This window comes from Ruegeria sp. B11, assembly GCF_056539785.1.
The window spans coordinates 1,244,337-1,267,613 of the sequence record NZ_JBQFVO010000001.1 but is presented as its reverse complement, the minus strand read 5'-3'; the positions used below and the strand labels follow the sequence as shown (position 1 = coordinate 1,267,613).

The 23,277-nt window shown below is 58.3% G+C and carries 23 protein-coding genes and 1 tRNA gene; 12 read left to right on the top strand and 12 right to left on the bottom strand.

The window, feature by feature from the left end:
* Positions 1-14: 14 nt before the first annotated feature.
* From ACR0I1_RS06405 to ACR0I1_RS06390, 4 genes are all read left to right on the top strand, one after another.
* On the top strand, positions 15-395 hold the full coding sequence (locus ACR0I1_RS06405; RefSeq protein WP_170397172.1) for a response regulator transcription factor: 381 nt from the start codon (positions 15-17) through the stop codon (positions 393-395).
* Complete coding sequence (locus ACR0I1_RS06400; RefSeq protein ID WP_170397170.1) at positions 392-712, top strand: hypothetical protein; 321 nt, start codon at positions 392-394, stop codon at positions 710-712. Before ACR0I1_RS06405 ends, ACR0I1_RS06400 begins: the two co-directional genes overlap by 4 nt.
* On the top strand, positions 700-3,381 hold the full coding sequence (locus ACR0I1_RS06395; protein ID WP_170397168.1) for an ATP-binding protein: 2,682 nt from the start codon (positions 700-702) through the stop codon (positions 3,379-3,381). The genes ACR0I1_RS06400 and ACR0I1_RS06395 overlap by 13 nt, the downstream gene beginning before the upstream one ends.
* Before the next feature lie 77 nt (positions 3,382-3,458).
* The gene (locus tag ACR0I1_RS06390) at positions 3,459-4,553 is read left to right on the top strand and encodes a FliM/FliN family flagellar motor C-terminal domain-containing protein (RefSeq protein WP_480705493.1); all 1,095 of its coding nucleotides are present in this window, start codon (positions 3,459-3,461) and stop codon (positions 4,551-4,553) included.
* A 5-nt stretch (positions 4,554-4,558) separates the two neighbouring features.
* Here the strand turns inward: ACR0I1_RS06390 and ACR0I1_RS06385 are convergent, their stop codons facing one another.
* The 4 genes from ACR0I1_RS06385 to ACR0I1_RS06370 are packed head-to-tail and all read right to left on the bottom strand — an operon-like array spanning position 4,559 to position 6,739.
* Positions 4,559-4,987 (bottom strand): protein tyrosine phosphatase family protein, encoded by a 429-nt coding sequence (locus ACR0I1_RS06385; protein ID WP_170397163.1) that lies wholly within the window; start codon positions 4,985-4,987, stop codon positions 4,559-4,561.
* A gap of 9 nt (positions 4,988-4,996) precedes the next feature.
* A complete protein-coding gene (locus ACR0I1_RS06380; protein WP_480437537.1) occupies positions 4,997-5,428 on the bottom strand; it encodes a DUF6691 family protein in 432 nt (143 codons plus the stop codon).
* The gene (locus ACR0I1_RS06375) at positions 5,428-5,856 is read right to left on the bottom strand and encodes a YeeE/YedE family protein (RefSeq protein ID WP_223117717.1); all 429 of its coding nucleotides are present in this window, start codon (positions 5,854-5,856) and stop codon (positions 5,428-5,430) included. The genes ACR0I1_RS06380 and ACR0I1_RS06375 overlap by 1 nt, the downstream gene beginning before the upstream one ends.
* Before the next feature lie 19 nt (positions 5,857-5,875).
* Complete coding sequence (locus ACR0I1_RS06370; RefSeq protein WP_170397158.1) at positions 5,876-6,739, bottom strand: MBL fold metallo-hydrolase; 864 nt, start codon at positions 6,737-6,739, stop codon at positions 5,876-5,878.
* Positions 6,740-6,981: 242 nt separating this feature from the next.
* Between ACR0I1_RS06370 and ACR0I1_RS06365 the strand changes: the two genes are divergently transcribed.
* Positions 6,982-7,197 (top strand): hypothetical protein, encoded by a 216-nt coding sequence (locus ACR0I1_RS06365; protein WP_480705490.1) that lies wholly within the window; start codon positions 6,982-6,984, stop codon positions 7,195-7,197.
* A 9-nt stretch (positions 7,198-7,206) separates the two neighbouring features.
* Here ACR0I1_RS06365 and ACR0I1_RS06360 read toward each other — a convergent pair whose 3' ends face one another.
* Positions 7,207-7,425 carry a hypothetical protein gene (locus ACR0I1_RS06360; RefSeq protein WP_170397154.1) on the bottom strand — a complete coding sequence of 73 codons (219 nt, stop codon included), beginning with the start codon at positions 7,423-7,425 and terminating at the stop codon, positions 7,207-7,209.
* Positions 7,426-7,572: 147 nt separating this feature from the next.
* Here ACR0I1_RS06360 and ACR0I1_RS06355 point away from each other — a divergent pair, with 147 nt between their 5' ends.
* Positions 7,573-7,839 (top strand): DUF2312 domain-containing protein, encoded by a 267-nt coding sequence (locus tag ACR0I1_RS06355; protein WP_170397751.1) that lies wholly within the window; start codon positions 7,573-7,575, stop codon positions 7,837-7,839.
* Between the two features lie 10 nt (positions 7,840-7,849).
* Here the strand turns inward: ACR0I1_RS06355 and ACR0I1_RS06350 are convergent, their stop codons facing one another.
* Positions 7,850-8,725, bottom strand: a complete 876-nt coding sequence (locus ACR0I1_RS06350) for a hypothetical protein (RefSeq protein ID WP_170424180.1) — start codon at positions 8,723-8,725, stop codon at positions 7,850-7,852.
* Between the two features lie 179 nt (positions 8,726-8,904).
* Between ACR0I1_RS06350 and ACR0I1_RS06345 the strand changes: the two genes are divergently transcribed.
* Both ACR0I1_RS06345 and ACR0I1_RS06340 read left to right on the top strand, forming a co-directional pair.
* A tRNA-Thr gene (locus ACR0I1_RS06345) sits at positions 8,905-8,980 on the top strand.
* Between the two features lie 364 nt (positions 8,981-9,344).
* On the top strand, positions 9,345-9,587 hold the full coding sequence (locus tag ACR0I1_RS06340) for a glycine zipper 2TM domain-containing protein (RefSeq protein WP_170397150.1): 243 nt from the start codon (positions 9,345-9,347) through the stop codon (positions 9,585-9,587).
* 272 nt (positions 9,588-9,859) lie between these two features.
* On the opposite strand, the gene ACR0I1_RS06335 is transcribed toward ACR0I1_RS06340, so the two are convergent.
* The 6 genes from ACR0I1_RS06335 to pepN all read right to left on the bottom strand — a co-directional run bounded on the left by ACR0I1_RS06335 (position 9,860) and on the right by pepN (position 17,752).
* Entirely contained in the window at positions 9,860-10,306 is a 447-nt protein-coding gene (locus ACR0I1_RS06335; RefSeq protein ID WP_480705488.1) for a DUF4177 domain-containing protein, read from the bottom strand.
* Positions 10,307-10,404: 98 nt separating this feature from the next.
* Complete coding sequence (gene pepT, locus ACR0I1_RS06330) at positions 10,405-11,643, bottom strand: peptidase T (protein ID WP_480705486.1); 1,239 nt, start codon at positions 11,641-11,643, stop codon at positions 10,405-10,407.
* A 153-nt stretch (positions 11,644-11,796) separates the two neighbouring features.
* Positions 11,797-13,308 (bottom strand): Asp-tRNA(Asn)/Glu-tRNA(Gln) amidotransferase subunit GatB, encoded by a 1,512-nt coding sequence (gene gatB, locus ACR0I1_RS06325; RefSeq protein WP_480705484.1) that lies wholly within the window; start codon positions 13,306-13,308, stop codon positions 11,797-11,799.
* 77 nt (positions 13,309-13,385) lie between these two features.
* On the bottom strand, positions 13,386-14,645 hold the full coding sequence (locus ACR0I1_RS06320; protein WP_480570777.1) for a hypothetical protein: 1,260 nt from the start codon (positions 14,643-14,645) through the stop codon (positions 13,386-13,388).
* A 126-nt stretch (positions 14,646-14,771) separates the two neighbouring features.
* Positions 14,772-15,200 (bottom strand): hypothetical protein, encoded by a 429-nt coding sequence (locus ACR0I1_RS06315; RefSeq protein ID WP_170397141.1) that lies wholly within the window; start codon positions 15,198-15,200, stop codon positions 14,772-14,774.
* Complete coding sequence (gene pepN, locus ACR0I1_RS06310) at positions 15,197-17,752, bottom strand: aminopeptidase N (protein ID WP_480705482.1); 2,556 nt, start codon at positions 17,750-17,752, stop codon at positions 15,197-15,199. Before pepN ends, ACR0I1_RS06315 begins: the two co-directional genes overlap by 4 nt.
* A gap of 204 nt (positions 17,753-17,956) precedes the next feature.
* Between pepN and ACR0I1_RS06305 the strand changes: the two genes are divergently transcribed.
* The 4 genes from ACR0I1_RS06305 to ACR0I1_RS06290 all read left to right on the top strand — a co-directional run bounded on the left by ACR0I1_RS06305 (position 17,957) and on the right by ACR0I1_RS06290 (position 23,269).
* Positions 17,957-20,092 (top strand): malate synthase G, encoded by a 2,136-nt coding sequence (locus ACR0I1_RS06305; RefSeq protein WP_480705480.1) that lies wholly within the window; start codon positions 17,957-17,959, stop codon positions 20,090-20,092.
* 81 nt (positions 20,093-20,173) lie between these two features.
* On the top strand, positions 20,174-20,599 hold the full coding sequence (locus tag ACR0I1_RS06300; protein WP_170424166.1) for a heme-binding protein: 426 nt from the start codon (positions 20,174-20,176) through the stop codon (positions 20,597-20,599).
* 134 nt (positions 20,600-20,733) lie between these two features.
* Positions 20,734-21,513, top strand: a complete 780-nt coding sequence (locus ACR0I1_RS06295) for a gamma-glutamyl-gamma-aminobutyrate hydrolase family protein (protein WP_170397133.1) — start codon at positions 20,734-20,736, stop codon at positions 21,511-21,513.
* 403 nt (positions 21,514-21,916) lie between these two features.
* The gene (locus ACR0I1_RS06290) at positions 21,917-23,269 is read left to right on the top strand and encodes an autotransporter outer membrane beta-barrel domain-containing protein (protein ID WP_480705478.1); all 1,353 of its coding nucleotides are present in this window, start codon (positions 21,917-21,919) and stop codon (positions 23,267-23,269) included.
* Positions 23,270-23,277: the final 8 nt, after the last annotated feature.

Below are 23,277 nucleotides of genomic sequence, written 5' to 3'. Positions count from 1 at the left end.
GAGGATATGCAAATATGAGCCGCAAGGTTCTGTTGATCGAGGATGAGCCCAACATCACCGAGGCGATCCGGTTTCTGCTGACACGCGAGGGGTGGCAGGTTGAAACCCATGCCGAGGGAACGGATGCGGTGCAGGTGATTCTGTCCGCGCGGCCCAATCTAGTGATTCTGGATGTGATGTTGCCGGGAAAAAGCGGGATGGATGTGCTGCGTGATCTGCGCGAACATGATGATATGAAGGCGTTGCCGGTTTTGATGCTGACCGCGCGCGGGCAATCCCGCGATCGTGAAATGGCCGAGCAGGCAGGGGTCAGCCGATTCATGACCAAGCCGTTTTCGAACACCGAAGTCCTGACAGCGGTGCGCGACCTGCATGCGCAGGCGTCTCAGTTATGAGCTCCGCGGGCGACGGCAAAGATCGGCCCTCGCCAGTTCGTCCGTCCCTGTTTCTGGAACGGCAAAGCTATCGTCGGCGCAGGCTGGCGGATGCAGCGCGGCTGCTGCCGTTTCTAGGTGCCGCAATGCTCGCGCTGCCTCTTCTATGGCCGGATGATAGCGCAGGCGCCGAGGCTCTGTCGCTGTCGACGGCCATGTTCTACATCTTTGCGTGCTGGGGTGTTCTGATCCTGATCAGCGTGATCTTCGGCTTCGTCGCCAAACGCATGACCGCGCGCGAGACTGCCGAGCCCGAGGCCGAGACATGGCAACCCTGAATGTCCTGATTCTGGTCTGTCTGGGCTATGTGGTTCTTCTGTTCGGCGTCGCCTTCGCAGCGGACCGGCTGGCTGCGCGTGGCGGCGGGAAATGGTTGCGTTCCCCGCTGATCTACACCCTGTCACTGTCGATCTATTGCACTGCATGGACGTTTTATGGCGCGGTTGGCAACGCCGCGCGTTCTGGGCTTGAATTCGTAACCATCTATCTGGGTCCTACACTGGTGATGATCAGCTGGTGGTGGGGCCTGCGCAAACTCGTGCGCATCGGACGCAGCCAGCGCGTGACGTCGATCGCTGACCTGATCTCGTCACGATACGGCAAGTCCAACACACTGGCGGTCTGCGTGACCATTCTGGCGGTGTTGGGCGGCACGCCTTATATCGCGCTGCAATTGCAGTCGATCACACTGTCCTTTTCGATCTTTGCCGAGGCCGATCCCTCAGGTCTCTATCGCGAAGGCTCCAGTGTGTTCTGGGTCGCGGCGGGCTTGGCCGTCTTCGCGATCCTCTTCGGGACGCGCAATCTGGATGCCAATGAGCGCCACCACGGCGTTGTTACCGCTATTGCGTTGGAATCTGTGGTGAAACTCTTCGCCCTTCTGGCCGTTGGCATCTTTGTTGTCTGGGGCGTCGCTGGCGGCTTGGGGCCGATGATGGATCAGATCGATGCCTCGGAAATTGGCCAATGGCATGTGGATGCCGGGCGCTGGACCACTTTCATTTTCCTTTCGGCGGCGGCCTTTGTCTGCTTGCCGCGGATGTTTCAGGTCATGGTGGTCGAGAATGACGATGAGAGCCACCTGCGCACCGCCGCCTGGGCCTTTCCGCTCTACCTACTGCTGATGAGCTTGTTTGTCGTGCCCATCGCCGTCGTTGGGTTGGACCTGATGCCCGAAGGCTCGAACCCCGACCTGTTTGTGCTGACCGTGCCGCTGTCGCAGGGCAATGACTGGTTGGCGATGCTGTCGTTCATCGGCGGGTTTTCCTCGGCCACATCAATGGTGATCGTTACCGCGATGGCGCTGTCAACCATGGTCTCGAACCATGTGGTCATGCCGATCTGGCTGAATACGCAGGAAGGCACCGCGTCGGTCTCTGGTGATGTGCGAACAGTCGTGCTGATGGCGCGGCGCGTCTCGATCGCGGCGATCATGGCGTTGGGCTATTTCTACTTCCAGCTTTCGGGGGGCGGGGCTGCCCTGACCTCGATCGGGCTGGTGGCCTTTGCCGGGATTTCCCAGATTCTGCCCGCACTGGTGGGTGGCCTGTTCTGGCGCGGCGCGACCCGAACTGGGGCATTGGTCGGGCTCAGCGTCGGGTTCTTTCTCTGGATTTACACACTGCTGCTGCCTGGCATGGGTGGCGGCATTGTCCCGGCATCGGTGATTGAAAACGGACCCTTCGGCTGGGGCTGGCTGCGCCCGCAGGCGTTGTTCGGGATCGAAGGGATCGACCCGATGGTGCATACGGTCATGTGGTCGCTGTCGCTGAATACAATCGCCTTCTGTGTCGCCTCGATGCTCAGCTTCCCCAGCCCGCTGGAACGCCTTCAGGGTGCGCAATTCGTAAATGTATTTGACCATTCAGTTTCAGCCCGTGGCTGGACCGGTTCGGTTGCGCAAAGCGAAGACTTGATGATCATGACCCAGCGGATTCTGGGCACTATTCCCGCGCAAGAGTTCTTTCAAGCCGAAGCCGAGCGCCAGAATGGTCGCCCCGGACGACTGCCCGAGCCTACGCCGCAGTTTCTGGAACGGCTGGAACGTGAACTCAGCGGCTCGGTCGGGGCCGCGACCGCCCATGCGATGATCGGTCAGATCGTTGGCGGGGCGTCTGTGTCTGTCGAAGACCTGTTGGCCGTTGCCGACGAGTCCGCGCAGATGTTGGAATATTCCAGCCAGCTTGAGGCAAAATCGACTGAGCTTAGCCGCACAGCGCGGCAATTGCGCGAGGCGAATGCCAAGCTTACGCAAGTCTCGAAACAGAAAGACGCGTTTCTTAGCCAGGTCAGCCACGAATTGCGCACGCCCATGACCTCGATTCGGGCGTTTTCTGAAATTATGCGCGACACCGATGGCCTCAGCGCCGAGGAACAAATCCGTTATGCTGCGATCATACATGATGAATCGCTGCGTCTGACCCGGCTACTGGATGATCTGCTCGACCTTAGCGTGCTGGAAAGCGGCCAGGTTAGCCTGAACATGGGCGAAGCCACCCTAAGCGAAGTTCTGGACCGCGCCGTTTCAAGCGCGCTGGCGGGCAGTGATCGAAAGATTGGCGTACGGCGGGTGCGCGCAAGTGAACGTATCCCGTTGCACACGGATCTCGACCGGCTGGGGCAGGTGTTCATTAACCTGATTTCCAACGCCCAGAAATATTGCGACGCCATTGAACCGGTGCTGACCATCTCGGCCCATGATGTCGGCGGGCAGGTGGTAATCGATTTCATCGACAACGGCGGTGGTATCCCGGCCGAGGCGCAATCGATGGTATTCGAGAAATTTGCCCGCGTCGGCTCGGACAAGGCAGGCGGGGCAGGGTTGGGGCTGGCGATCTGCCGAGAGATTATGCAGCGCCTGGGCGGCGAAGTTGCCTATCTGCCGGGGCAGGGAGGGGCGGCATTCCGCGTCAGCCTTCCGCTGGCCTTTCGTCAGGCCGCGCAATGAGGGCGTCATAAAGACATTCGTAACCTCCGCCGGGTTAGACAAATTGTCATCGCATCGACAAACGGCGGAACGGGGCCATGACCACATCAGCACTGGCACGAAAGCTTTCAGCGGGGCAATGCGGTGCCGACACGCCCCGCTCGGTCCTGCGCGCCTTGCGGCTGGGGTTGGCACGCGCCTCCGGCGAAAGCATGGGGCTGGCGCTGTCGGTCATCGGGGCAAAGCAGGCCGTACGTGCGCAGGAAGATATAGCCGACCGGCTGAATGAGGGGTGGTTGATGCTGCTGTTTACCTCGGATCAGGGCGGCCTGGCTGCGGCCTGTCTGGACCCGGGTTGCGTCTCTGCCATCGTCCAGCAGCAAACGATTGCCATGGTCACCTCTGACCCATCACCCGAGCGTGCGTTTACCGACACCGACGCTGCCATGGTCGCCCCTCTGATCGAGGATATGCTGAGCCGGGCTCTGAAACTGGTTGAGTCCCCGGCAGACATGGCCAGCCTGTCCGGGTATGAGTTCACCTCACGCGCCGAAGGTCGGCGCGCACTGAACCTGGCGCTGGTGGATGAGGTCTATCGCATGTTTGATCTGACGGTCGAACTTGCCGGTGGTCCGCGTCAGGGCGAGGTCAGTATCCTGCTGCCCGAGCGCCCGCTCTCGGATCAGGAACAGGTTGCGGATATCACCCAATCGGAGGTGAATCTTGATCAGGCATCCGGGGTAATTCGGGCTGAGCTGAACACCGTGATCTGCCGCCTGTCTTTGCCGCTGACAGCGCTTTCGGAATTGTCCGTCGGGGATGTCCTGCCGCTGCAGGGCGCGCGGGTGGATCGGGTTGAAGTTCTGTCAATCGATCGTGCCCGAACCGCCATCGGACGTCTCGGTCAGTGCGGCGGAATGCGTGCGGTTCGGATCAACGAACAAGGCCCTCCTTCTGCGTTGCCCGCCAAGGACTGCGCCGGATTTCTGGCCAGCAAATCAAGCTTGACGCCCTCGGCCCCGGATGACGAGATGTCGTCCCCGCTTGATGACGATATTGTAGCGCATGATCTGACGACCGAGGATTCCCTCCTGGAACCCGACGACTTGTTGCCTGCCAGTTCCGAACAGCGTGTCACGGAAATCTCGCACCTCGCCGGTCTGCCAGCGCCCAAAGGCAATGGCCGCGATTAAGAGGCTTATCCGCGCCCTCGCAGCTGTTCCAATGCCGGGCGCAACCCGTCGAGCGCATAGCCCGCTTTTCCGGTCGCATCGAGGATTTCATCCGTGCTTAGCCGATCGCACTGTCCCAGCGCCCAGACCACCGAGCATCGTGTGCCAGAGGCGCAATAGGCCAGAACCGGCCCGCTGCAGCTTTCGGCCAGATCGCGTTGCAGCGCCACGTTTTCCGGTGTCATCGTCTGGTGTGTCAACTCCAGAACCTCATATTCCATCCCGGCCTCGCGAACGGCTTGACCGATGGCGTCTGACTGCTGATCCGGCGGAACTTCGGTATTGGGACGGTTGCAGATCACCTTGACGAAACCGGCCTCGGCAATGGCTGGCACGTCCTCCACCGAGATCTGAGGTGAGACGGCGTAGCGGGGGGTTATCGGTCGAATCTCCATGGCAATTGCTTAGGCTGCGTCGGCGATCCTGTCCAGTTGCGCACCCAGCTTTGGTGCCGCAAACATGCCCGCGATCATCGCAATCAGGAACACAATCCCGCCAACGCCTCCATATCCAAGCGAGGCCATCGCCGGGCCCGGGCACAAACCCGCCAATCCCCAACCGACGCCGAACAGGACCGACCCGACGATCAGACGGCGATCCAGTTCAACACGGGGCGGGGCGGGGAACTGTCCGCCCACTACAGGGATCCTGTTCCGTGTCAATCGCCACGCCACCAGCATCGGCAGGATCGCCCCGCCCATGACAAAGGCGAGCGTCGGGTCCCAATTGCCGAACACATCCAGCCACCCCTGCACCTTGGTGGTGTCGGTCATGCCTGAGATCAAAAGCCCGATGCCGAACAGCGATCCGGCGAGAAAAGCAAACACTGAGCGCATTAGATCACCCCCAAAGCATGGCGAAACAGCGCAACCGTCAGACCACCTGCAAGAATGTAGAACACCGTTGCGACGATCCCGCGCAACGAGAAGCGAGAAATCCCACAAACGCCGTGACCCGACGTGCAGCCATTGGCGATCCGTGTTCCAGCCCCCACCAGCAGCCCAGCAAGGATCACGATCGCCAGATCCGGGGTCAAATGGGTCTCGGCCTGCGGCGCAATCAATGGGCGCAGCAATAAGGGCATCCCGACCAAGCCAGCGACGAAAGCCAGGCGTTCCGTTAATACGCTCCGGTCGCTGCGTTCCAGCAGTCCGCCCAATATGCCGCTCGCCCCCATGATCCGCCCATTACACAGCAGATAAACGCTGGCACCCAGCCCGATCAGCAGACCACCAGCCAGACCCGAAATCCATTCGATATTCATTGTCTCGTCTGCCCTCGTATCAAAGCTTATTGACTGGGATTTTCATGAAAACGTCGCCCTGCTCATCCGCTGGTGGCATCTGACCGGCCCGCATATTGACCTGCAGCGAGGGCAAAATAAGGCGCGGCATCGCCAGGGTCGCATCCCGCGCATCGCGCATCTCGACAAATTCTTCGACGCTGCGGCCCTGACCGATATGAACGTTCAGCGCCTTCTGTTCGCCAACCGTGGTCTCCCACGCGTATTCATCGCGACCAGGCGCTTTGTAATCATGGCCTACAAAAATCCGCGTCTCGTCAGGCAGAGACAGGATTTTCTGGATCGAGGCATACAGGTCCGCCGATGACCCGCCGGGAAAATCGCATCGGGCAGTTCCGAAATCTGGCATGAACAGCGTATCGCCCACAAAGGCCGCATCGCCGATCACATAGGTCATGCAGGCTGGCGTATGGCCTGGCGTGTGCAAAACGTCCCCGCGCATCTGGCCGATGTGAAAGCTGGACCCTTCGGCAAACAGTGCATCGAACTGGCTGCCATCACGCTGAAACTCGGTGCCTTCGTTGAAGACCTTGCCGAACGTGTCCTGAACGACCACGATATTCTCGCCAATCCCGATCTGACCACCCAGCTTTTCCTGTAGGTAAGGGGCTGCTGACAGGTGGTCGGCATGGACATGGCTTTCCAGAATCCATTCCACCTTCAGTCCCTGTGCCGTCACATAGTCGACAATCTGGTCGGCCGAGCTGGTGTCGGTCCGCCCCGAGGCGTGATCGAAATCCAATACACTGTCGATGATGGCGCAGGCCTGCCCCTGAGGTTCCTGCACAACGTAAGAGACGGTGAAGGTCTGCGGGTCGAAAAAAGCTTTCACACTTGGCGTCATGGGTTCCTCCGTTCAGCTTGCATACATATAACAATAGTGGAATGTGTTTAAAGCCCCTAATCACGAGTTGATGTCTGTCAAAGCAATCTCCGCAATTTGAGCGTATGCTTTAGGCGACCATGGACATATTGACGGTTTTTTGCCTGACTAGGCAAGAATTCGCGATGTTTTGTTCCGGTCTCGTGCTCGTCTTAAACTCGTTACCTATATCAGGCACATTGGCACCATATGGGAGGAAGGAAATGACTGCTCAGGATCTTTTTACCGAAGCGGAACGGCTTGAACAAAAGCTGAATGGTGCGTGTCTTGAGACCCGGCTAGAGCTTCAGCCACATGTCAGCATGGTTCTGGATAAAATGCGCGCGCAGGGGGTTCATATCCCATCGCGCTTGCGTCGGCTGGATGCTGCGCTATGCGAAGACGTGCTTGAAGCGCGGTTCGACAATCTGCCGATCTGATCGATCTGGTTATCCCAGCGAAATGCCCAGGATAACCATCATCAGCCCAAGTACCGACAGGAAAAGCGACGCCAGATTCCAAGGCAGAACCCCCTGAACTGCAGCGCGCAACTCGTCATCCGTCAGGTTGGCTTTGCGCGCTTTCATCACTTGCAGGATGCACCAGACCAGACCGACCAGCCCGGCCACAGACAGGGCGGCCCCGCCCCAGACGATAATGTCGAACATGGTTGTTTACGCTCACCCTTTGAATCCGTGACCGCGCTTATCGGATCGGCGCAGGTCAGACAAGCCCACCGTGCAGAATGCACGCTTGCGGTCGGGTCGGTGCCGATGTATCCGGCACCTTATTTTCAGCCCTTGGGAGAGACGCAGATGGAAGACATCACCGAAGATCAGGCCGCAGCCAACTACCGAGTGACCGCAGGCGAGCTGCGCCAGTTCGTCGAACGGTTCGAGCGTCTTGAGGCCGAAAAGAAAGATATCGCTGACCAGCAGAAAGAGGTCATGGCCGAGGCCAAGGCCCGCGGCTACGACACCAAGGTCATGCGCAAGGTCGTCGCTCTTCGCAAGCGCGACAAGGACGACATCGCCGAGGAAGAGGCGGTACTGGAAATGTACAAGGAAGCGCTGGGCATGTAGCGCCAGCCGCTTACGGGTTCAGAAAACGTATATCTGGCATGGTCTGAAGCCGTGCCAGATCCTGCTCATAAAGCTCGGTAAAGGCGGTAACGATATCTTCGTTCCAGCCAGGCAGCTCCACCTCTTCTTCGATTTCATCCGTCAGCGCATGCTGCTGAAACACCTGCGCCAGCCTGCCCCTGAGCACGGGATCATTGGGGGCCGCTTGATGCTCTAACAAGCTCTGAATCTCCTGTTTGCCCATGTCTGAGACAAGTGAGGACAGCAGCGCGTATTCCTGTTCCAGCGGCGTGTCCTCGGGTAGCCCCACTAGCGCGCGCGCGATGTCGCCGCAGATCAGCGGCGAATCCTCGTTGCTCCACAAGGTGATTTTGACATCTGGCGCTAGGTCGCGAATGTCTTCGATCATGGCGAGCCAACTCAGGCAACTCAGATCGGTGGTGGCAATGATATGCTCGCGCTCAGGCGCCGACAGCAGCATCAGCACCTTGGGAATAAAGCTGCCGGGATTACGTAGCCCCACGAATAGCTCAACCGTCGAATCGCTGAACAGATTATCCAGATAGGCCAACCTTTGACCGGCATTCGCGTAAAATTGCCCATCCATGATGATGGAAGGCCGTTCCCCCAGGTAAAGCGCGCTCGACAAGATCGCCCGGTCAACCTGCTGCCCGTTGGGGAACAGTTTATGAAATCGCGCCAGTGTATCCTGATGTGATGGCCGGTCGGCAGAGGGTTTCAGCGCAGGTCGAAAGATCTTTCTGAACGGACGAAGCCCCCAGAAGGCAGTATGATTTCCCGCAACCAGATCCGCATTCGCCTGCAGTAGATTGAGCAGGTGATCATGGTCGGTAAAGTGCGCTCCGGCTTGGATGACCATCTGCATATCGGAATTGTCCTTACCTCGGTCGGGATCGCCGCTTGGGTTACAACCTGTCCCCGGTGCAGTCAAATTCGGATGAGGCCTGATATTACTGTTATCCTAAGGCAAACCAGCACAAAGTTAAGATGACCCGAAATTTCGGGCTTGCAGTCCCTGTTCCGAGATATTAATCGACACCCAGTGCCCCTATAGCTCAGCTGGTAGAGCAACTGATTTGTAATCAGTAGGTCCGCGGTTCGAGTCCGTGTGGGGGCACCATCTCTTCAGATATCTATGTATATTTGCTCGATCTGGCTCGCGACCTATGTGGTCATGGGGGCAAATATAGGGGAACAGAAGATTCAGTAGTCGCGCTTTATTGTGCGTCAAATCTTACTGTGATGCTCCGCGCTCATCGCCCGTTTTCTACAATTAAAACACGGCCGTCCAATGTCGGGGTTTACCAGGAACCCGGCACCCGCAACCATCGGAAACCAGCAAATATCGCTTTAAGCGCTCGACCCTTAGTCTTCTTTATTAAGTTTTGATTAATCTCGAATCAAACAGACGCTGATATCTTGTACGCTAGACGCGCCAGAGCCACTTACTCAGATAACTATTTGGTATTTGAGAGGCAATCGAGATGAACAAAGCACTGACAACCTGTGCGCTTGCGACCTCACTGCTCTTGGCTGCTTGCGGGGCTCCGACGACGCCAACTCAGGCGCAGGTACAGCAAGACGCTCGCTGCGCTGCGGGAATCCTTGGTGGCGCTGCCCTTGGGGGAGTGGTTGGAAATCGGTTCGGAGGCGGTACAGGCAAGACACTCGCGACTGCAGCAGGTGCAGGCGCTGGGATGTATGCAGGGCAATCAGCTTGCAATTGACAACCTTGCAATAAACCCTCTTACCCCACGCTCGTTTCTGGCTCCGCAAATATTGGTTTCGCAGGTCATGCAGTTGCCGTGTCTGGCGGTTGCGCGCCTAGCTTTCTGGATGTGCCAAATTCAAGGTCAACTGGCTCAGCAGCAATCCCCTTACTGCGTCGTTTCTCGCCGATGGGGTTCGCGGGTCGGAACTGACAAAGCATAACCGTTATGGGGCAGGGTATAAGGGCCTTGCCCCTTCACGCGGTATCCTTCGATTGATTGTTATCCAATCACGGCTCGGCTGGGCGTGCTTGCTCGGGGCGCACTTCGTCATCCGCCACTTCGTCCGAAGGTTTCAAAGACAAGGGCGGGTCTTCGGGCTCTTCCGAGATTGGGGCAGGGGCGGCAGGAGTTTTGGCCAAAACCTCTTCGGGTCCCGGGACTGCGCGCGCGGTTGGGACGGTGTCCTCTTCGACGAGTTCGGGCTGTTCAGGTTTTTCCAACGCCAGAGCCCGGCGGAAAACCAACACGTTGCGCCAGTTGGTGGTTGACCCGGTCAGCCCCGAACGTTCTTCGCTGGGCAGCAATTCGGCGCGCTGATACTCCCAGCCATCCTGTCCCATCTGGTTCAGCAGTTGCTCGATCGAGGTGGCAAACCGGCCCTCGGGCGTTTTCACGCCCTTCGCCTTGGTGCCCTTTTGCGGAGCGGGGACAACTTTGTATTCGTAGCGCTGCATCAACTGGTCCTGATTGCCGTGTCGGGGCAAATTAACATTTTGACGGGCGGGCGAAAGCCAAGATCGCGCATTGGCGAATTTCGGCCCGCACTGTTGCTTTAGCCTCGCGCTGCTTTGCTGACCAGCGACAGGCAGGTTTCTGTAGCGACTGCCATGTCCTGCACCGAAATCCACTCTAGCGGTCCGTGAATACACTGCATGCCCGTGAAGATATTAGGTGTCGGTGTGCCAAATTCGGTCAGGCGCGAGCCGTCGGTGCCACCCCGGATCGGCACCGAGACCGGCTCGATCCCTTGTTCACGGCAGGCCTCGCGGGCCAGATCAACCGGCGTCATGTCCTTTTCGAGCCAATAGCGCATGTTGCGATACTGATGGGAGATGTCGCAGGTGATGGTCGCACGCGGCTCGGTGGCCTGTACGGCGGCGCAGACTTGTCGGACGATCTCGCGCTGGGCTTCCAGCGCATCCATCTCGAAATCGCGCAGGATCAGTTTTATCTCCATCTCGGACGAGCCGCCGTTCATATCGGTGACATGGATGAACCCCTGGCGCCCATCCGTCACCTCGGGCGTCATCGTTGCCTGAGGTAGGGTCTGCACGATCTTTGCAGCCAGATGTGCCGCGTTTACCATTTTGTCTTTGGCTAGCCCGGGGTGGATCGACACGCCGGTGATCTTGATTACCGCGCGGTCGGCCGAGAAGCTTTCGTATTCGATTTCACCCAGTTCCTGCCCGTCCAGCGTATAGGCGAAATCCGCGCCCAGATCTTTGGGCAGCTGTTCGGTAACACCGCGCCCGATCTCTTCATCCGGGGTAAAGGCGATGCGAATCGGACCGTGCGGCACGTCCTTGTTCTCAAGCAGGTGTCGCGCCATCGTCATCAGGATCGAAACGCCCGCTTTGTCATCGGCCCCCAGCAGAGTTGTTCCCGACGCAGTGATCAAATCATGCCCGATCTTTTCGGCCAGATAAGGGTGCTCTTCAGGCGACAGCACTAGCACGGGATCATCAGGGAAAGTAATCTCGCCGCCATTATACCCTTTGATCACCCGAGGCTTCACGCCGGTTGCATTGAACTGAGGCGCGGTGTCGACATGCGCCAGAAACCCGATGGTCGGTCCTTCGGCCGTACCGGGGATGGTAGCCACCACGACGCTGTCACCAGTCATCTCAACATCCTGCGCACCGATTTCGGTAAGCTCTTGCTTCAGCAGGTTCAGCATGTCGAACTGGATTTCGGTGCTGGGGGTCGATGGCGAGGTCTCATCGCTCTGGCTGTCGATGGCGGCATAGCGCACCAGCCGGGTTTCCAGTTCCTGATCGAAACGATTTTTCATTGATGCTCACCTCTCTGACTTGGCGAGATGAGAATGCGCATTCGGGCAGGGAGTCAAGCCGATGGCTTGCCCGATTTGAGCGCTCTGAAATTAAGTTTTCGTTATGTACAAATCGAACAAACCCCTGTCCGGGGTTTGTACAACTCGGAAGGTTTACGAACCCAGCTTTTTGCTGACCAGTTCGTTAACGGCCTTCGGGTTGGCCTTGCCGCCGGTGGCCTTCATCACCTGACCGACGAACCATCCGGCCAATTTCGGGTTCACCTTGGCCTTCTCAACCTGCGCCGGATTGGCCGAGATGATCTCGTCCAAAGCGGCCTCGATCGCGCCGGTATCTGTCACCTGTTTCATGCCGCGGTCTTCAACGATCTGCGCCGGGTCACCGCCTTCGGTATAGACGATTTCGAACAGATCCTTGGCGATCTTGCCCGAGATCGCATCCGACGAAATCAGATCAATGATACCCGCCAACTGAGCCGGAGACACCGGAGACTCGGTGATGTCGTGGTCTTCTTTTTTTAGGCGACCAAACAGTTCGTTGATGACCCAGTTCGCGGCCAGCTTGCCGCTGCGCCCCTTGGCGACCTTTTCGAAATAAGCCGCTGATTCCACCTCGGCGGTCAGCACCGATGCGTCATAGTCGGTCAGGCCGAACGCACTGATAAAACGAGCTTTTTTATCGTCTGGCAGCTCGGGCAGATTGGCGGCGATGTCATCCACCCATGCCTGTTCGATCTCCAGCGGCAGCAGATCGGGGTCGGGGAAGTAGCGATAATCATGCGCCTCTTCCTTGGACCGCATCGAGCGTGTCTCGCCCTTGTCCGGGTCGTACAGACGGGTTTCCTGATCGATGGTACCGCCGCCTTCGACGATGGCAATCTGACGGCGGGCTTCGACCTCGATCGCTTGCTGGATAAAGCGCATTGAGTTCATGTTCTTGATCTCGCAGCGCGTGCCCAGATGCGAAAAGTCCTGTGTTTCCTGATACTTCTCGTAAGCACCCGGCAGACAGATCGAAACGTTTACGTCCGCCCGCAGGTTGCCGTTTTGCATGTTGCCGTCGCAGGTGCCTAAGTAACGCATGATCTGACGCAGCTTGGCGATATATGCCGCGGCCTCTTCCGGCCCGCGAATATCGGGGCGCGAAACGATCTCCATCAGGCACACACCGGTCCGGTTCAGGTCGACAAAGGACATATGCGGGTCCATGTCGTGGATCGATTTGCCCGCGTCTTGCTCCATGTGGATGCGTTCGATGCGGACCATGCGCGCGGTACCGTCGCCCATCTCGACCAGAACTTCTCCTTCACCTACAATAGGCTGATAAAGCTGGGAAATCTGGTATCCTTGCGGCAGGTCGGGATAGAAGTAGTTCTTGCGGTCAAAGGCCGATTTCAAGTTGATATCCGCTTTCAGACCCAGCCCGGTGCGCACGGCCTGTTCAACGCAATACTCGTTGATCACCGGCAGCATCCCCGGCATTGCGGCGTCCACAAACGCCACGTTCGAATTCGGCTCGGCCCCGAATTGGGTCGACGCGCCCGAGAATAGTTTGGCGTTGGACGAGACCTGAGCGTGCACCTCCATCCCGATCACCAGTTCCCAATCGTGCTTGGCCCCGGCAATGGTTTTGGGTTTGGGCATTTCGTATGTCAGGTCGAGCATGGCGCGCCTCATTTCCGCAGAAGTCTAAGCCTGCGTATTAGGCCCGGCGCGCCAAAGGGGCAAGGGGCAATGGCGCTTTAGTTCCCCGAGAACTGCAGCCCCGACGGTGTAAAGGTCACACTCTGCCCACTGCGCAACTCATCCCGCAACAGATTGGCGATTGCCTTCAGCGCATCGCGGCGACCACGGGCGGCAAAACGCTCGGCCGAGTTGACGCGAAGGCTGTTGTTGAACCCGTTCGCCGCGTGGGCCCAGATCAGCGGATGCAGTTCGGTCATGTGATCGCGGATCAGCCAGTTTGCGGCCTCGCAAATCTGTTTGCGGGCGATATCGGCGCGCGGGTTCTGGCCCATTCTGTTCTGCAATGTGACCGAGCAATAGGCCGCCAGCAGGTTGATTGTCTGCTGATCCGGACGACGTGCAACGATATCGCGCAAACCTTCAAGGAAGTACTCGACATCTACCCGCGCGCAGGCCTCGTCATCCAGCGCGATGGCGTCGAATTGCACCCAGGTATACCCACCCGCACCCCAATTTTTCTGGGTCCGTGCGGCGTTTCGCAAGGCTTGCACCTCAAGCTGTTCATAGCTGCCGAACCAGCGCGGCAGCAGGTGGCTGCCCATCGCACGCATGTGGCGATGGTTCCGGGGATCCAGCGTGATCAGGGCCTCGTATTTATCAGCAACGCGGGTGCGCGGATCAATGTGTCCTGCCAGCAAAGCGCAATCCGCTGCAGCAATCGCCGGACTGTCGGGCAGCGCAGCGCGGCATTTCGGAAGCAGCGCAGCAGCCCGGTCGAAATGCGCGGCACAACGGGATTGGTGCAGCGCCGGCAGCGTGTCCGGGTGCGCCGTCCCGCGCCAGGCCCACGCCAAATCGATATGGGCCAAGGCAACCACAAGCGTGATCATCGGATCATCGGGATGGTTCTGAAACTCGCCTTCCAATTCCGAGATCCCGCCCAGCAGATCATAGTCTGACAGTGCTTTGCCGTCCGACAGCGCGTGCTCGGCCGCCAAAACCACATCGGACCGGGCCCCAAATGCCAACAGCTCGGAGATCGGTTGCCCGCAAGGGGTAGCCTTGCGCCCCTCATCTGCAGTGCGCATCTCCAGCGACAGTTCTGCCCACATATCCTGCCGCGCCAGATGGCGGCCACGTTCGATCACCTGATGCCCGATCGCATCATTTTCATCTGATTCTGCGATTGGGATGTTCAACTGCCCCGAGGCAACAAGCCATGCAGTAGCATCGGCGACGGACGCAGGCAGAGGTGTAGGGGTGGGATCAGAAGAACCGACAATACGGGCGGCAAAAGCCTTCAAAGACCAAAACATGGCAAAACTCGAACTGGAACAAACTTGTAACCCGTCCAGTTTGCCAAAAAAACTGCTCAAATCAAGACTGCGTCGCGGAGAACCCGTGATTCAGGTGCCAATGTGGCCCAGACTCCATGAATCGTTTCAGAAAACTCTAAAATGATGTCGTTCGACCGCGAATCCCGCCTGATTCAGGACCATTTCGAATTGCTTGTGTGGTGGCAGTGATTCATCGGGTAAACGCACGCGTTTGTCGGATTTCAGAACCGCTGAGACGCGCACCGAGAAATCCCACCGCGTGTCAAACCGGAATCGATCCACCTCGGACAGCTTGAGTTGTCCCTGACGTTGGCCGGTGTGCCAACGCAGGGTTTCATCGGTCAGCTCCATACCTGCGCTGGTGTCCTTGATGACATCCCACAGCGCGGGCAGGGTAGTCAGGGCCAGAAGCGCCATCAGCCACCAGACCGCGTTCAGCAGGATCATCAAAGCGATCAACATCGCGTAAACGCCGATCAGGATCAGAACCGTTCGCTGATTTCGGTTCTGTCGAGTGAACGTAAACGCGGTCATGCGCCCAAGATGCGCGTGACCATTTCGGTCGTGTCCCGGGACAGGTTCGGCGTGTCGGCAATGCGATTCAGTTGTGCAAGTATTAAGGCCTGACGGTCGGCGTCATAGCGTTTCCAAGTTTGGAACACGCTGCACATCCTGGCGGTGGTCTGCGGGTTTACTGGATCAAGTCGGATCAACCAGTCTGCCAGCAGCGCGTAACCTGCTCCGTTCGCTTGGTGGAAGCCTGCGTGGTTGCCTGCCAGGGATCCCATTAAGGCGCGGAAACGATTTGGGTTTTTCCAATTAAAATCAGCATGCTCGGTCAACCTGTGCGCGGTCTCAACCGATTTTTCCGGTCCGGTCATCAAGACCTGCATGGCGAACCACTTGTCCATGACCAGCCGGTCATGCTGCCATTGATCATAGAAGGCGGCCAGCTCACGTTCGCCTTTGCCCGCGCGGAGCAGACAAGACAACGCGGCCAACTGCAGGGTCATGTTGTCAGCACCTGCATATTGCTCTGCGGCCTTGGCACCTCCATCCAGTCTCGAGGTCAGCGCAAGCGCCGCGCTGCCCAAGGCGCGTTTGCCTGATTGTTCAGCGTCCGGCTGATAAGGCGCGTCCACCAGAGTTTCACTGTTCAGACGGGGGAGCAGGTCTTGAACGTGTTGCGCCGTGGCTTGACGCAAAGTCTCCACCGCTCGCCAGATCGCCATCGGGTCGGGGGTGATGCCCTTGTCAAATAGTGTTGCGGCCAGTTCCGATTGCGTCGGCAGACCCAGCATCAGTGCCCTGTAGGCCGGGTCCAGCGCCTCATTCCGTAGCACTGCCAGCAAGCCGTCAAGGTAGTCGGTATCAGGCGTTGCCTCATCGGTGATCATGCGCAGCAGGGTGTCCTCGGCTAGCGACCGCCCTGCCTGCCAGCGGTTGAACGGGTCGGTGTCATGAGCCAGAAGGAAGGCGCGTTCGGCATTGCTGATCTCATGTTCAAGGATCACAGGGGCCGAGAAATCGCGCAGGATCGAGGGCACAGGTTTGGCCGCGAGACCGGTAAAGGTAAAACTCTGCTCGGCTTCGGTCAGTTCCAGCACTTCGGTCGTACGTATCTCGTCCCCGTTCGGGCCAAGCAGACCCACAGCGATAGGGATGACCTGAGGTTGCTTGTCTTCTTGCCCCGGCGTCGGCTCGGTCCGTTGGCGCAGCGTCAGGGTATAGGTGCCATCGGTCCAATCGTCGGCAACTGAGACACGGGGTGTACCGGATTGGCTGTACCAACGTTTGAACTGGGTCAGGTCGCGGCCCGTAGTGTCTTCGAATACTTTCAGCCAATCTTCGATCGTGCAGGCCTGCCCGTCGTGGCGATCGAAGTACAGGTCCAGTGCTTTGCTGTAGGCCTCATCCCCGACCAGCCGTTTCAGCATCCCGATCACCTCGGCGCCTTTTTCATAGACGGTTGAGGTGTAGAAGTTGTTGATTTCCTGAAAGCTTTCGGGGCGGACCGGGTGCGAGAGTGGCCCGTTATCTTCGGGGAATTGCCGCGCGCGCAGGTCGATGGCATCGTGGATACGTTTTACAGGGGCCGAGCGCATATCCGAGGTGAACTGCGCATCGCGGAACACGGTCAGCCCCTCCTTCAGACACAGTTGGAACCAGTCGCGGCAGGTGATGCGGTTGCCGGTCCAGTTGTGGAAATACTCATGTGCGATGATCGCCTCGATCCGTTCGAAATTCATATCGGTCGAGGTTTCAGGGCTGGCTAGAACGGCGGAGGAGTTGAAGATGTTCAGCCCCTTGTTCTCCATCGCGCCCATGTTGAAATCGTCAACGGCCACAATGTTGAACACGTCCAGATCGTATTCACGGCCATAGACGTCCTCATCCCATTTCATTGACTTTTTAAGGGCTTCCATGCCAAAGGCGCATTTGCCTTCATCGCCGGGGCGGACCCAGAGATTTAGTTCGACGTCGCGACCGGATTTGGTGGTGAAGTTGTCTGACGTGGCCACCAGATTTCCAGCAACGAGTGCAAAGAGATAGGCTGGTTTTGGCCAAGGATCGTGCCATTCCGCGCTGTTCCAATCAGAAATGACCGGGTTGCCATTGGACAGCATAACCGCCGGTGTGTCGGATACAATGCGTACGGTGAATACACTCATCACATCGGGGCGGTCGGGATAATAGGTAATCTTGCGAAACCCTTCGGCCTCGCATTGGGTGCAATACATGCCGTTCGACATATACAGCCCCTCAAGCGCGGTGTTGTTGCCGGGATCGATCTCGACCACGGCCTCCCACACGAAAGGCGCGTCTGGAACCGTTGCGGTGAGGCCTTCGGTGGTCACCTCAGGCGCGATCACGTCGCCATCAATTGCGGCACGGATCAGCTTTAGCTCTTCGCCATGCAGAAAAAACGTGCGGTCGGTCGCCTCGGGGTTCGGGCGGAAGGCGATGCGGGAAGTGACGCGAGTGGCGTGTGCGGCCAGATCGAAGGTCAGATGCACACTGTCCACTAGAAACCCGAACGGAGTGTAGTCTTTCAGATAAATCGTTGTGGGGGCGGCGTCGCGCATCGGGGGCCTCATCGACTGGGAATCTGGCGAGACGTTATGGGCTTCGCGCGGACGCTGCAACCGATGTGCCATTGCCGCTGTTCATTTGAGACGGTTCGCGCTGGGTCAAATGCCCCTCATGTCGGGACAGAAGTTGCCTATCGGAAACGAACGCCCTAATTGAGGAGCGCATACAATGGCACACAATCGTAGGGGATTCGGAATATGAGCAGCAGAGAGACCCGCAACGGGCTGCAGATTGACCCGGTTCTGGTGGATTTCATCGAACAGAAGGCGCTGCCGGGCACGAAAGTTTCGGCAATTGATTTCTGGGCGGGTCTGGCGCGCTTGGCCAATGAACTTGGGCCGAAAAACCGGGCGCTGCTGGACAAGCGGGCTGACATTCAGGGCCGGATCGATGGCTGGCACGCGGCGCGGCGGGGGTTGCCTATTGACGCGGCTGAATATCAGTCTTTTCTGCGTGAGATTGGGTATCTGGTAGAGGAAGGCGACGATTTCGAGATCGAGACAGCCAGTGTCGACCCTGAAATCGCGCTAATCCCCGGACCGCAATTGGTTGTGCCGATCACCAACGCGCGCTTTGCGTTGAATGCCGCAAATGCGCGCTGGGGCAGTTTATATGATGCGCTTTATGGAACAGATGCGTTAGGCGATCTGCCGACAGGCAAGGCTTATGACGCCGGGCGCGGTGCGCGGGTCATCGCCTGGGCGAAGGCGTTCCTGGATGAGGCTGTGCCGCTATCCGAAGGGTCCTGGGCGGAGGTCTCCGGGTTAAGCGTTAAGGACGGTGCGCTGATGCCGAAGCTCGCCGACCCGTCTCAGTTCGCAGGCTACGCTGGCGCAGCTGAAGCACCGGAGTTTGTATTGCTAAGCAACAACGGGTTGCACATTCAAGTCAGGATTGATGCGCATAGCACAATTGGCGCCACCGATCCTGCAGGTATTTCTGATGTCCGTTTGGAATCCGCGCTTTCGACCATCATGGATTGCGAGGATTCTGTTGCTTGTGTCGACGCGACCGACAAGGTGTTGGCCTATGGAAACTGGCTTGGCTTGATGGCCGGCAACCTGACCGAAGAGGTTACGAAAGGCGGCACAACCTTCACGCGCAAGCTTGCCGGGGATTTGGCCTACATGGCTCCGAATGGCACGCCAGCCACTCTGAAAGGTCGGTCGCTGATGCTGGTGCGAAATGTGGGCCATCTAATGACGAACCCCGCAGTGCTGGATGCCGAAGGGCGCGAGATTGGTGAAGGTTTGATGGACGCGCTCTGCACAACGCTGATCGCCATGCATGACCTGAAGCGCGAGGGCGGGAACTCGGTCAAGGGGTCTGTCTATGTGGTCAAACCCAAGATGCACGGGCCCGAGGAGGTGGCGTTTTCGGTCGAGATTTTCGACATGGTCGAGGATATCCTGGGCCTGCCGCGCAATACGGTGAAGCTGGGCATTATGGATGAAGAGCGGCGCACATCGGCCAACCTCAAGGAATGCATCCGGGCCGCAAAATCGCGCGTGGCCTTTATCAATACCGGATTCCTGGATCGGACGGGGGATGAGATTCATACTTCTATGGAAGCAGGCCCGATGCTGCCGAAGGGCGATATCAAGGATACGCCATGGATTGCGTCTTACGAGGATCGCAATGTGGATATCGGACTGGTCTGCGGCCTGAAAGGCAGAGCGCAAATTGGCAAGGGTATGTGGGCCATGCCCGATCGGATGGCGGACATGCTGGCGACCAAGATCGGCCACCCGCAATCCGGTGCAACCTGCGCCTGGGTGCCGTCACCTACTGCGGCAACGCTTCATGCAACCCACTATCACAAGATCGATGTGTTGGCGCGCCAGGATGAATTGGCTGCTGATGGGGCTCGTGGTACGTTGAATGATCTGCTGACCATACCTCTGCTTGGCGGTCGTAATCTCAGCGCTGGTGAGATCACCCGTGAGATCGAAAACAACGCACAAGGAATCTTGGGCTATGTTGTGCGCTGGATTGATCAGGGAGTTGGCTGTTCGAAAGTTCCGGATATCAACGACATAGGTCTGATGGAGGACCGCGCGACCTGCCGGATTTCTTCGCAGGCGCTGGCCAACTGGTTGCACCACGATGTGGTCAGTCAGGAACAGGTGATGGCGGCGATGCAGAAAATGGCCGCGGTAGTGGACCGTCAGAACGAAGGCGATCCGGCCTACAGGCCCATGGCACCGGGTTTTGACGGGGTGGCGTTTCAGGCGGCTTGTGATCTGGTGTTCCGGGGGCGGGTGCAGCCCTCGGGTTATACCGAGCCTGTGCTGCACGCCCGTCGCCTGGAACTGAAGGCAAGTTTGAGCTAGGGGCAAGGGCAGGAACGAGGGGGCTGTCTGCCCCCTCGTGCTCCCCCGAAGGTATTTTTGGCCAGATGAAAAGGATCGGGCATGAACATTTCATTGCGCAAAGCGCGGACCATCATTCGTAAAGCTCTGGAAAAAGGGCGCGAGATGGAGCTGAAACCGCTCTCGGTTGTTGTCCTGGACGCCGGAGGCCACGTGATCGCGTTCGAACGCGAAGACGGTGCCGCGCCGGGGCGTTTTGCTATCGCACATGGTAAGGCCTACGGATCGGTAATGCTGGGTATGGCGGGGACCGCGCAGATGCAGCGGGCCGAAGGGCAGGCCTATTTCATGGCGGCCGTGAACGGGGTTTATGGCGGTCAGGTTGTTCCGGTTCCTGGCGGTGTGCTGCTGCGTGACCGCAAGGGCGCGGTGATCGGTGCCGTGGGTGTAACCGGCGACACTTCGGATAATGACGCAGCGGCCGCGTTGGCAGGTATCGAAGCCGCTGGGTTGACGGGCGAGATCTGACCCCTACGCCGAACTTCATCGGGGATGTGCGTCGCTGAACACGCGCTTGCGCTACCATGCAGGGTCTGTGCCGTTGCGCGCGGCCAAACCTGCCGATAGGTTTTGCAGGAAATGAGCGATACAAGGGACTTGGAATGGCGCGCCCCGTCGTTGGAATAATCGGCAACTCTTATCTGATGAATGATCAGTATCCGACCCATGCGGGCGGAACGATGAATTCCGAGGCGGTCTCGAACGTGTCTGACTGTCTGCCGCTACTGATCCCCGCCGACCCGCGTTATGTAGCGGTTGATGAGTTGCTCGAGGTTTGCGACGGCTTCCTGCTGACCGGCGGCCGTCCGAACGTTCACCCCGAAGAATATGGCGAGCCCGCGACCGAGGCGCATGGTGAGTTTGACCGCGCGCGGGATGCAATCACGCTGCCTTTAATCCGGGCTTGTGCTGAGCGGGGTCAGCCGTTCTTTGGGATTTGTCGCGGGTTTCAAGAAGTAAACGTCGCCTTGGGTGGTACGCTCTACCCTGAGATTCGTGACCTCCCGGGGCGTCAGAACCACCGGATGCCACCCGACGGCACTTTGGAGGAGAAGTTTGCTCTGCGCCATGTCGTGTCGCTAACCGAAGGTGGTGTGTTCCACCGCCTGCTGGGCGCGGCCGAAGTTATGACCAATACGTTACACGGACAAGGGATCAAGACGCTGGGCGAGAATGTGGTGATCGATGGCCACGCGCCTGATGGCACGCCTGAGGCGATCTATGTCGAGGATGCCCCAGGCTTTACCCTTTCGGTCCAATGGCACCCTGAATGGGACGCGGCGAATGACCCGGTCTCGCGGCCATTGTTCAAGGAATTTGGTCGCGCCGTATACGATTGGAAAAACGCGAAAACGGTCGGGGCGATCCGGCAGTCTGCTTAGTCACGCTAATCTGTCGATGGATCGTTCTAAGGTTTGCCGGCAACATTCGAATAAAAAGATAATTGGATATCTTCCCTGAACCGCGAATTTGCGCCGAGATACCCTTGGCAATATTCAAATCTGACTGGGTTCGGAGCAGTTCATGCACAGCTTTTCAGGAAAGTACCCTCGCGGTTTGAGAGAATTCGTTCCTGCGGCACTTTTTTTGGCGGTCCTGGGAACTGCAGGTCATGCGCAACAATGCAGCTCGGCCGGAGACCTGCTTTACATCGGGCGAACACCTGACTCTTCATCCTCATTGTGGTTATCGCAGACGGAAAGCGGTGCTTTTCGTCTGGAAGCTGCACAGGGCAACACGACCGTTGATACCTGGAGCCGATCTCGGCCTGGAGTTCATCTAAGCTTGTCTCCCTTCGTATCTAATGGATCAGGGGGCGTTCATCGTCTGTTCAAACGCGGAGGGGCACCAAATGGGCGCGACTGTCTGATCGATACGCAAAACCAAAAAAGAGATTGGACGCTGCCGGGTTGGGGTGGTGGCAATGGTGGCGGCGGGGGAGGAAACGGAGGCGGCTCGGGTGGATCCGGCGGCGGTTCCGGGGGTGGCTTCGGCGGTGGCGGCGGCTCGGGTGGATCAGGTGGCGGATTCGGAGGCGGGGGCGGCTTTGGAGGCGGCGGTTCCGGGGGTGGCTTCGGCGGTGGCGGCGGCTCGGGCGGATCCGGTGGTGGCTCTGGTGGTGGATCCGGTGGCGGATCCGGTGGTGGCTCTGGTGGCGGTTCCGGAGGGTCGGGCGGTCGAATTGGCAACATAGGCGAGACAGGTCGACCCGTTAATCCGCTCTACGTAAGTGGGCGACCATCGGGCGATGACCAAGCCTGCGTGGCGGATGCGACGGGTAAGCTTGACCCTGCCTTGTGCGATCCGGTTGTCGGCCCTCCGCTGACGGAGGGGCGCGAGTTTGGGCCAGAATCTGTTTGGAATGTATGGACCAATTTCACCTACACAGACATTGAAGACACCCGTGGAAACAGCGAACTGGATGTGAACGACAGCTTTTTCGAAATTGGGATCGACCGTCTTGTCCAAGAAAACCTCGTGCTTGGTTTGCAGCTTGAATACGAAAACACTCAGCTGGACGGCTTTCAGGGGCAGTTTTCTCAGGATACTTCGGGATTCGCGATCGGACCCTATTTCGCCTGGCGGATGTCTGAGAGGTGGGTTCTAAACGGTCTCGCCACGATCGGTCGCTTCTCCACGGATGTGGATGTGCTGGAGCTGAGCGGTGATTTTGATCGCACCCGTTGGCGCGCGAATCTCGAGGCAATCGGACAATATGAGGCTGGAGCTTACTTAATTCGTCCGTCGATCTCGTTTGATTACTATAATTACAGTGCCGAGGATTACGATCTCACCGGGACGTATCTGGGAAATCCAGCCGAGTTTATTGGTGAAATCCAAGAAGCAAAATACAGTGCCCTAACGCCCGAGGTCGAAGTAAGTCGTCCGTTCTTCAATGGCAGCTCTGTCATTTCACCTTATGCATCGCTCAGCGCGACCTATTGGTTTGAACGCGAGAACTTAGGGGGTGGAACAGTTGCAAACACTGACAATGATGTTGTTTGGTCAACCCGTTTGGGTGTGAGAGGACGCACAAGCAAGACGGTGTTTCTGGAGGCTTCAATCGGATATCTCGACATGTTCGAAAGTGATTTTGAAGCGACGGAAGCTGCAATCTTTCTCTCTGTCAACTTCTAAGGCCATCA